Here is a 9,705-nt window from a genome sequence, read left to right as displayed (position 1 = left end):
CTGCAGGGGGGACCCTGTGGGAGAGTAGGACGCCGCCGAACAATTTTTCAGCTCCGGTTCCCGAACCTTCTGGTTCGGGAACCGGAGCTTTTTTGTTCTCACGTTGCAGTCCGTCGCGTTACTTTATGTTCACTTTATGTGGTCAGTATCCGCGACATGGGGACTGTGGGAACGCTCAGGTCGGCCGGTGTCCGCGAAGGCGACGAGGTGGTGGTGCCGGCGTACGGCAACCCCGAGGTCGCCGAGGCAGTCGTGGCACTGGGCGCGCTGCCGGTCTTCGCCGACGTCGACGCGGAAAGTCTCTGCCTCGACCCGGCCGCGGTGGCCGACGCGGTCACGCCACGGACGGCGGCCGTCGTCGCCGTACACCGCTTCGGGCGGCCGGCGGACATGGGATGGATACGCGAGACAGGGCAGCGGCACGGCCTGCTGGTGGTCGCCGCCGACGAGCCCGGCGCCGCGCCGGCTGACCAGGAGGACGTGCGGCGACGGCGGGGCCGCGCCGCCTATCTGGACGGACGGCTGACCGGCGTGGTGACGCCGCCGGCCGCCGCCGGCCACACCTACGAGCAGTACGTCGTGCGGGTGCCGGGCAACGGGCGGCCGGACCGGGACGCCTTCGCGCGGGCGCTGCGCTCGCGGGGCGTCGCCTGCCGCGTCCCCGTACAGGCGCCCGTGTACCGGCTCCCGGGGCTGCGGCGGGACGTCTACCTGCCGCAGACCGAGCGCGCCGCGGACGAGACGCTGGCGCTGCCGGTACGCCCCGAGCTGTCGCGGCGCGAGCTGCAGCGGATGGCCGGGGCCTGCAACGCGCTCGGCGGACTGCTGCAACCGGCGTTCTGAAAATCCCTTTTGCGGCGGAGTGGGATGGGCTCATCGGAGTGAGCGGTACGCGATTCGGTTTATCGGGCCGGTTCGGGTAAAGTTCTTTCCGTTGCCGCGCCCCAATAGCTCAGTCGGCAGAGCGTCTCCATGGTAAGGAGAAGGTCTACGGTTCGATTCCGTATTGGGGCTCCAGCGAGAAAGGCCCCCGCCATCCGGCGGGGGCCTTTTCGTATGTCCGAAAGGGCGGGGCCCGGCGGGCCCCCGGGTCACGCGTCGAGCGGGACCTCGGGGACACGCATGGCGAGGATGGCCATGTCGTCGGACGCCGGTTCGGCGGCGAAGCGCTCCACCGCGCGCAGGATGCGGGCGGCCACCGCGCCGGCGGTCAGACCTGTACACGTCGTCAGTACGTCCGTGAGGCCGTCGTCGCCCAGCATCCGGGTGCCCTCGCGGCGCTCCGTGACGCCGTCGGTGACGCACAGCAGGACGTCGCCCGGGTCGAGCGTGACGGTCTGCTCGTACAGTTCCAGGTCGTCCATGACGCCCAGCAGGGGCTGCGGCTCCGCGGCAGGCTCGACCGAGCCGTCCTGGCGCAGGCGCAGCGGCAGCGGATGGCCCGCACAGACGACCTTCAGGACGGCGCTGCCGTCGCGCTGCGGCCACAGCTCGCCGTACAGCAGGGTCAGGAAGCGGCTGCGGGCGCCCTCGTCGAGGATCGCGGCGTTCAGACGCTCCAGGACGGCGGGGCCGCCGAAGCCCTCGCGGGCGAGCAGGCGCAGCGCGTGCCGGGCCAGACCGGTGACCGCGGCGGCCTCCGGGCCCGTACCGCAGACATCGCCGATGGCGAAGCCGTACGCGCCGTCGCGGATGGGGAAGAGGTCGTAGAAGTCACCGCCGACCTCGTTGCCCTCGCCGGCCGCCCGGTAGATGACCTCGACCTCGACGCCCGGCACCTCGGGCAGTTCCGGCGGCAGCAGGCTGCGCTGGAGGGACTGGCTGATGGCCGTGCGCTCCGAATACAGGCGCGCGTTGTCCAGGGCCAGGGCGGCCCGCCGGGAGAGGTCCTCGGCCAGCTCCAGGATCTCCTGACGGAAGTGCTCCTCGCTGGGCTTGCCGAGGGTGAGCATCCCGATGACGCGGTTGCGGGCGACCAGGGGCAGTACGACGGTCTCGCCGCCCACCGCCGAGGCGGTCGCGAGGGTCGCGCCGGGGCCCTTGGAGGGGCGGGCCGAATTGCCCAGGCCGAGGCTGCGCAGGGAGGTGCGCAGGGCCGCGTCGTGGGCGGCGTCGGTCGGCGCGTTCCACAGGCGGGCGCCGGGCGTGGTCACCGGCTCCGGCGGGTCGACCTTCATCAGGAGCGACTTGAGGCCGTCGATGCGGTCCTCGTCCTCGTGCAGCACGTAGGACAGCTCGGGCTCGGACGCCTGGTCGGCGACGGTGTAGACGGCGCACCAGGTGGCGAGGGTGGGCACCGTCATCTGGGCCATCAGGGCCAGTGTCTGGTCCCGGTCGAGGGTGCCGGCGAGCAGGTCGGAGGCCTCGACGAGGAAGGAGAGGGAGCCGCGGCGCAGCCGTTCCAGCTCGGTCAGCCGGGCGCGCTCGACGGCCAGTGCGATGCGGTCGGCGGCGAACTGGAGGCGCAGGGCCTCCTCGTTCGTGTAGCGGCCGGGGGCCTCGGCGGCGACGCCCAGGGAGCCGGTCAGCCGGCCCTCGACCTTCAGGGGGACCGTGACGACCGAGCGCATGCCCGTGCCGGACAGCAGGGGGACGGCGCCCGGTACGGCGGTCAGGTCCTCGTGGACGGCCGGCATGCGGGCGGAGCCGTACCGGCCGGAGCCCGCCTCGACCGGGACCCGGGCGAAGCGCTGGCGGGCCGAGGGCAGGCCGGTGGAGGCCCGTACCTCCAGTTCGGTCTCGTCGTCGGTGGCCAGCAGGAGGTACGCGGCGTCGCCGTCGAGCATGTCGCGGGCGCGTTCGACCGTGCGCTGGAGCAGGCCGTCCAGGTCGTCGGGGGCCGGTGAGCCGATGAAGACCTCGAACGGGTCGGCGGGGCCGCGGCCCTCGGGCGGCTGGGCGGCCGTGTCGGAGGCCGGGGTGCGCAGCGGGCTCTGCAGGACGGCGCGCTCGTGTTCGCGCACCAGGAGGCAGACCGTGTACGGCTCACCGTCGGCGTCGCGGACGCGCAGGTGGGAGGCGTACACCGGGACGACCCGGCCGTCGGCGCCCCGTATGCCGTACGAGCCCTCCCAGCGGGAGAGCAGCAGTGCCTCGGCGATGCCGGTGCCCGTGCCGGGGGTGTGCGGCCAGGCGGCGAAGTCGGTGAGGGGCTTGCCGGCGACCTGCTCGGGGTCGTAGGCGAAGAGGTCGCGCGCGTCCTCGTTCCAGAAGCTGATGCAGCCGCCGCGGTCGATCTGGACGACGGCGACGCGGACGCGGCTGTCGGCGACCGGCAGGGCGTCCACGGGCAGTGCGGGGCCCGCCGAACGGGTGCCGGCCGGGCGCTCGGGCAGATCGAGCTGGAACCAGACGTGCTTTTGCGAGGCGGTGTACTCCACGCCCCAGCGGCTGGCCAGCGCGCCGCACAGGAGCAGCCCGCGGCCGCCCTCGCGGTCCGGATGGGCGAACGCGCGCCCGGTGTTCTGAAGGGGGATCTCCCGCTCCGGATAGCGGTCGGCGACCTCGATGCGCACTCCGCCGTCCGTGCGCAGGCACAGTACGTCGGCGGCGGTGCCCGCGTGGACGACGGCGTTGGTGACCAGTTCGCTGGTCAGGACGACGGCGTCGTCGACGATGTCGCCGTAGCCCCAGCCCTGGAGGGTGTCCCGCACAAAGGCGCGGGCGGTGGCGACCGAGCGGCCGACCGGCTCGAACGTGGCAGCGGCCCGCGCGGTGATCACTGGTCTCCTCATGCGTGTGTCGGTGATCTGCTCTCCCACCATGGCGGCGCCCCTTACGAATGCCTGGTGTGCTCGCCCACTGCCCGTGCTGGACGGCCAGGGCGGGTGGACAGCCGGATGCCAGGTTACTTACCTTCGCCGCGCGTGCGGATGCCGGTCACGTCTGATTGCGCCCCGATCGTGCTCGGGACGGTATGCGATGCTGCCGAACTGTTATGGCCTGGTTGGGCCATGGTGAAACACTGGGCAAGCTCAAAGAGAAGGCCCGGTTAGAACGGTCGACCCTGCGGGAGGGACACGGTGGAGTCTGGCGCAGCGGCGCGGGGCACGAGCACGCGCGCGAAAGGCGGACGTTCCCGGAGCAACGGGACGACTGAGGTGGATACGGCTGCGCTGAACCGGCTGCTGGCTGCTCTCGTCTCGATGCGGGACGGGAATTTCCGGAAGCGGCTGACGGTCTCCGGCGACGGAGCCATGTCGGAGATCGCCGCTGTTTACAACGAGGTGGCGGACCGCAATCTGCACCTGACGGGAGAGCTGGCGCGGGTGCGCCGGGTCGTCGGCCGTGAGGGAAAACTCACGGAACGGCTGGAGGCCGGCGCCTGCGAGGGCTCCTGGGCCGCGGCCATCGATGCCTCGAACGCGCTGGTCGACGACCTCGTACGGCCGGTGTCCGAGGTGGGCCGGGTGCTCTCCGCGGTGTCCGAGGGCGACCTCGAACAGCGGATGGACCTGCGCTCGCGCGGTACGGACGGGACCTCGGCGCATCCGCTGCGCGGCGAGTTCCTGAAGGTGGGCCGTACGGTCAACGGGCTGGTGGACCAGCTGTCGGCCTTCACCGACGAGGTGACGCGGGTCGCCAGCGAGGTCGGTACGGAGGGCAAGCTCGGCGGGCAGGCGCGGGTGCGCGGCATGTCCGGGTCCTGGAAGGATCTGACCGAGTCGGTCAACACGATGGCGTCCCGGCTGACGGCGCAGGTGCGCGACATCGCGCTCGTCACCACCGCCGTCGCCAAGGGCGACCTGTCACGCAAGGTGACCGTGCATGTCGCCGGCGAGATGCTGGAGCTGAAGAACACCGTCAACACGATGGTGGACCAGCTCTCCTCCTTCGCCTCCGAGGTGACCCGCGTGGCGCGCGAGGTCGGTACGGAGGGCGAGCTGGGCGGCCAGGCGCAGGTCCCGGGCGTCGCGGGGGTCTGGAAGGACCTCACGGACTCCGTGAACCTGATGGCCGGCAACCTCACCGCGCAGGTGCGCGGCATCGCCCAGGTGACCACGGCGGTGGCCAACGGCGACCTGTCGCAGAAGGTCACGGTCAGCGCGCGCGGCGAGGTCGCGCAGCTCGCCGACACGATCAACACGATGACCGAGACGCTGCGCACGTTCGCGGACGAGGTCACCCGGGTCGCCAACGAGGTCGGCGCCGAGGGCCAGCTCGGCGGGCAGGCGCAGGTGCCGGGCGCCGCCGGGACGTGGAAGGACCTCACCGACTCGGTGAACAACGCCTTCCGCAACCTGACGGGCCAGGTGCGCGACATCGCGCAGGTGACGACGGCGGTCGCCAACGGTGACCTGTCGCAGAAGGTCACCGTGGACGTCGCGGGCGAGATGCTCGAACTGAAGAACACCGTGAACACGATGGTGGACCAGCTGTCCTCGTTCGGTGCCGAGGTGACGCGCGTCGCGCGGGAGATCGGCGTCGAGGGCGAGCTGGGCGGCCAGGCCGCGGTGCCCGGCGCTGCGGGGACGTGGAAGGACCTCACGGACTCCGTCAACACCGCGTTCCGCAACCTGACCGGCCAGGTGCGCAACATCGCGCAGGTGACGACGGCGGTCGCCAACGGCGACCTGTCCCAGAAGGTGACCGTCGACGTCTCCGGCGAGATGCTCCAGCTGAAGAACACCGTGAACACGATGGTCGACCAGCTGTCGTCGTTCGCCGACCAGGTCACCCGGATGGCGCGGGACGTCGGCACGGAGGGCCGCCTCGGCGGTCAGGCCCGGGTGGACGGCGTCAGCGGTACGTGGAAGGAACTGACCGACTCCGTCAACTTCATGGCGGGCAACCTGACGTCCCAGGTGCGGCAGATCGCCCAGGTGACGACGGCGGTGGCGCGCGGCGACCTGTCGCAGAAGATCGACGTGGACGCGCGGGGCGAGATCCTGGAGCTGAAGAACACCATCAACACGATGGTCGACCAGCTCTCGGCCTTCGCGGAGCAGGTCACCAGAGTGGCCCGCGAGGTCGGTACGGACGGCAGGCTCGGCGGCCAGGCGCAGGTGCCGGGCGTCGCGGGCGTCTGGCGCGACCTGACCGACTCGGTGAACGGCATGGCGGGCAACCTGACCGCCCAGGTCCGCAACATCGCGCAGGTCGCGACGGCGGTGGCGCGGGGCGACCTGTCGCAGAAGATCGACGTGGATGCCCGGGGCGAGATCCTGGAGCTGAAGAACACCCTGAACACGATGGTCGACCAGCTCGGCTCGTTCGCCGACCAGGTGACCCGGGTGGCGCGCGAGGTGGGCACCGAGGGCATCCTCGGCGGGCAGGCCGAGGTGCAGGGCGTCAGCGGTACGTGGAAGGACCTCACCCAGTCCGTCAACTTCATGGCGAACAACCTGACGTCCCAGGTGCGCAGCATCGGCGAGGTGACCACCGCGGTGGCGCGCGGCGACCTGTCGAAGAAGATCACCGTCGACGCCAAGGGCGAGATCCTCGAACTGGTCACGACCGTGAACACGATGGTCGACCAGCTGTCGCTGTTCGCCGAGCAGGTGACGCGCGTCGCCCGTGAGGTCGGTACGGAGGGCCAGCTGGGCGGCCAGGCCCGGGTCCCGGGCGTCACCGGCATCTGGAAGGACCTCAGCGACAACGTCAACCTGATGGCCAACAACCTGACCATCCAGGTGCGCAACATCTCCCAGGTCTCGGCGGCGGTCGCCAACGGCGACCTGACCAAGAAGGTCACGGTCGAGGCGCGCGGCGAGGTCGCGCAGCTCGCCGACACGGTCAACACGATGGTCACGACGCTGTCGTCGTTCGCCGACGAGGTCACCCGGGTGGCCCGCGAGGTGGGCACCGACGGCATCCTGGGCGGCCAGGCCCGCGTACCCGGCGTCGCCGGTACGTGGAAGGACCTGACCGAGTCGGTGAACTCGATGGCCAACAACCTGACCGGCCAGGTCCGCAACATCGCCATGGTCACCACGGCCATCGCCAAGGGCGATCTGACCAAGAAGATCGACATCGACGCGCGGGGCGAGATCCTGGCGCTGAAGACGACCATCAACACGATGGTCGACCAGCTCTCCTCCTTCGCCGAGCAGGTCACCCGGGTGGCCCGTGAGGTGGGTACGGACGGGCAGCTCGGCGGCCAGGCGCAGGTGCGTGGCGTGGCCGGTACGTGGAAGGACCTGACGGAGTCGGTCAACGAGATGGCGGGCAACCTGACCCGCCAGGTGCGCGCGATCGCCGCCGTCGCCGCGGCGGTGACCCTGGGCGATCACAACGTACGGATCGACGTGGACGCGGCCGGCGAGATCCTGGAGCTCCAGGACAACGTCAACACGATGATCGCCACGCTCCGCGAGACCACCCTCGCCAACGAGGAGCAGGACTGGCTCAAGGGCAACCTGGCCCGGATCTCCGGCCTGATGCAGGGCCGCCGCGACCTCAAGGACGTGGCGACGCTCATCATGAGCGAGCTGTCCCCGGCGGTCTCGGCGCAGCACGGCGCGTTCTTCCTGGCCGCGCAGCCCGGCGACAGCCGGGAGATCGGGTCGGACGGCGGCGCGCCGGGCGTCTACGAGCTGCGCCTGATGGGCTCGTACGGCTATTCGATGGGCGCCATGCCGACGACGTTCCGGCCGGGGGAGACCCTGATCGGCACGGCGGCCGAGGAGAAGCGCACGATCCTGGTGGAGAACGTGCCCTCCGGCTATCTGAAGATCGCCTCCGGGCTGGGCGAGGCCCCGCCGGCGAACGTGATCGTGCTGCCGGTGCTCTTCGAGGACAAGGTGCTCGGCGTGATCGAACTGGCGTCCTTCCAGCCGTTCACCCAGATCCAGAAGGACTTCCTCAGCCAGATCGCGGAGATGATCGCGACCAGCGTCAACACCATCTCCGTCAACACCAAGACCGAGGTGCTGCTCAAGCAGTCGCAGGAGCTGACCGAACAACTCAAGGAGCGTTCGGGCGAGTTGGAGAGCCGCCAGAAGGCGCTGGAGCTGTCCAACTCCGAGCTGGAGGAAAAGGCCGAGCAACTGCGCGCGCAGAACCGCGACATCGAGGTGAAGAACACCGAGATCGAGGAGGCGCGGCAGGTTCTGGAGGAGCGTGCGGAACAGCTCGCCGTCTCCATGCGCTACAAGTCCGAATTCCTGGCGAACATGTCGCACGAGCTGCGGACGCCGCTGAACTCGCTGCTGATTCTCGCCAAGTTGCTCGCCGACAACGCGGAGGGGAACCTCTCTCCGAAGCAGGTGGAATTCTCCGAGACCATTCACGGCGCCGGCTCCGACCTGCTCCAGCTGATCAACGACATCCTGGACCTGTCGAAGGTCGAGGCCGGCAAGATGGACGTCAGCCCGACGCGGATCGCGCTGGTCCAGCTCGTCGACTACGTCGAGGCCACGTTCCGGCCGCTGACCGCGGAGAAGGGGCTCGACTTCTCCGTACGGGTCTCCCCGGAGCTGCCCGCGACGCTGCACACCGACGAGCAGCGGCTGCTCCAGGTGCTGCGCAACCTGCTGGCCAACGCGGTGAAGTTCACCGACAGCGGCGCCGTCGAGCTGGTCATCCGGCCGGCCGGGGACGATGTGCCGGTGGACATCCGCGAGCACCTGCTGGAGCACGGCGCGCTGCGCGAGCCGGACGCCGACATGATCGCGTTCTCGGTGACCGACACCGGCATCGGCATCGCGTCCAGCAAGATGCGGGTGATCTTCGAGGCGTTCAAGCAGGCGGACGGCACGACCAGCCGCAAGTACGGCGGTACGGGCCTGGGCCTGTCCATCAGCCGGGAGATCGCGCGGCTGCTCGGCGGCGAGATCTACGCCGCCAGTGAGCTGGGCCGCGGCTCGACCTTCACGCTCTACCTGCCGCACAACCCGGGCGGGCTGCCGCCGCAGGGCTATCCGCAGCTGGTCGCGGGCGGCCTCGCGATGGACGCCGAGGCGCGGGACGCGGAGATCGGGCGGGCGGCCGCGGAGGAGGCCGCGCAGACCGGTGTCGCGCAGTCCCGGGGCAGCGGGCCGGGCCCCAACCGGCGGCGCCGGCGTCCGGCCGTGGCCGAGGCCCCGCAGCCCGAGCTGCCCGCCGTGCCCACCCCGCCGGCGGCGCCGCGGCAGATCGAGGCGCCCGCGCAGGCGCCCGTCGAGGAGCCGTGGCTCGGCAACGGGCAGGACCTGGTCTCGTCCGGCTTCGACGGCGGCTTCCACGGCGAGAAGGTGCTGATCGTCGACGACGACATCCGTAACGTGTTCGCACTCACCAGCGTGCTGGAGCAGAACGGGCTGTCCGTGCTGTACGCGGAGAACGGCCGGGAGGGCATCGAGGTTCTGGAACAGCACGACGACGTGGTGCTCGTCCTGATGGACATCATGATGCCGGAGATGGACGGCTACGCGACCACGGCCGCGATCCGGCGGATGCCGCAGTTCGCCGGGCTGCCGATCATCGCGCTGACCGCGAAGGCGATGAAGGGCGACCGGGAGAAGAGCATCGAGTCCGGGGCGTCGGACTACGTGACCAAGCCGGTGGACACCGACCATCTGCTGACGGTGATGGAGCAATGGATGCGCGCGCGGTGACACGATCGTCAAATGAGGCTCGTAAGGTTCCCCGCATGTTGACTCAGTGTGGCCGACCACGTGTGGGAGAGCGGTATTCGGGGAACCTTCTGGTCTCTCGCTGCGTTTGTGCTACGTGCACAGTGACATCGCGGTGACAGGGTGTGGCGACAGGCGGGGTGCGGCTACG

At 70.5% G+C, this 9,705-nt stretch carries 3 protein-coding genes and 1 tRNA gene; 3 read left to right on the top strand and 1 reads right to left on the bottom strand.

The window, feature by feature from the left end; all coding sequences use genetic code 11:
• Nucleotides 1-156: 156 nt before the first annotated feature.
• The gene (locus tag ACFV57_RS22765) at nucleotides 157-843 is read left to right on the top strand and encodes a DegT/DnrJ/EryC1/StrS family aminotransferase (protein ID WP_385235176.1); all 687 of its coding nucleotides are present in this window, start codon (nucleotides 157-159) and stop codon (nucleotides 841-843) included.
• Between the two features lie 98 nt (nucleotides 844-941).
• Nucleotides 942-1,017, top strand: a tRNA-Thr gene (locus ACFV57_RS22760).
• A 74-nt stretch (nucleotides 1,018-1,091) separates the two neighbouring features.
• Here ACFV57_RS22760 and ACFV57_RS22755 read toward each other — a convergent pair.
• The gene (locus ACFV57_RS22755) at nucleotides 1,092-3,764 is read right to left on the bottom strand and encodes a SpoIIE family protein phosphatase (RefSeq protein ID WP_385235173.1); all 2,673 of its coding nucleotides are present in this window, start codon (nucleotides 3,762-3,764) and stop codon (nucleotides 1,092-1,094) included.
• A 258-nt stretch (nucleotides 3,765-4,022) separates the two neighbouring features.
• On the opposite strand from ACFV57_RS22755, the gene ACFV57_RS22750 reads away from it, so the two are divergent.
• Nucleotides 4,023-9,536 (top strand): HAMP domain-containing protein, encoded by a 5,514-nt coding sequence (locus ACFV57_RS22750; protein ID WP_385235170.1) that lies wholly within the window; start codon nucleotides 4,023-4,025, stop codon nucleotides 9,534-9,536.
• Nucleotides 9,537-9,705: the final 169 nt, after the last annotated feature.

It is taken from the genome of Streptomyces sp. NPDC059788 (assembly GCF_042732265.1).
Lineage (GTDB): Bacteria > Actinomycetota > Actinomycetes > Streptomycetales > Streptomycetaceae > Streptomyces.
The sequence above is the reverse complement of the archived record's forward strand: the minus strand, read 5'-3'. Positions and strand labels throughout refer to the sequence as shown.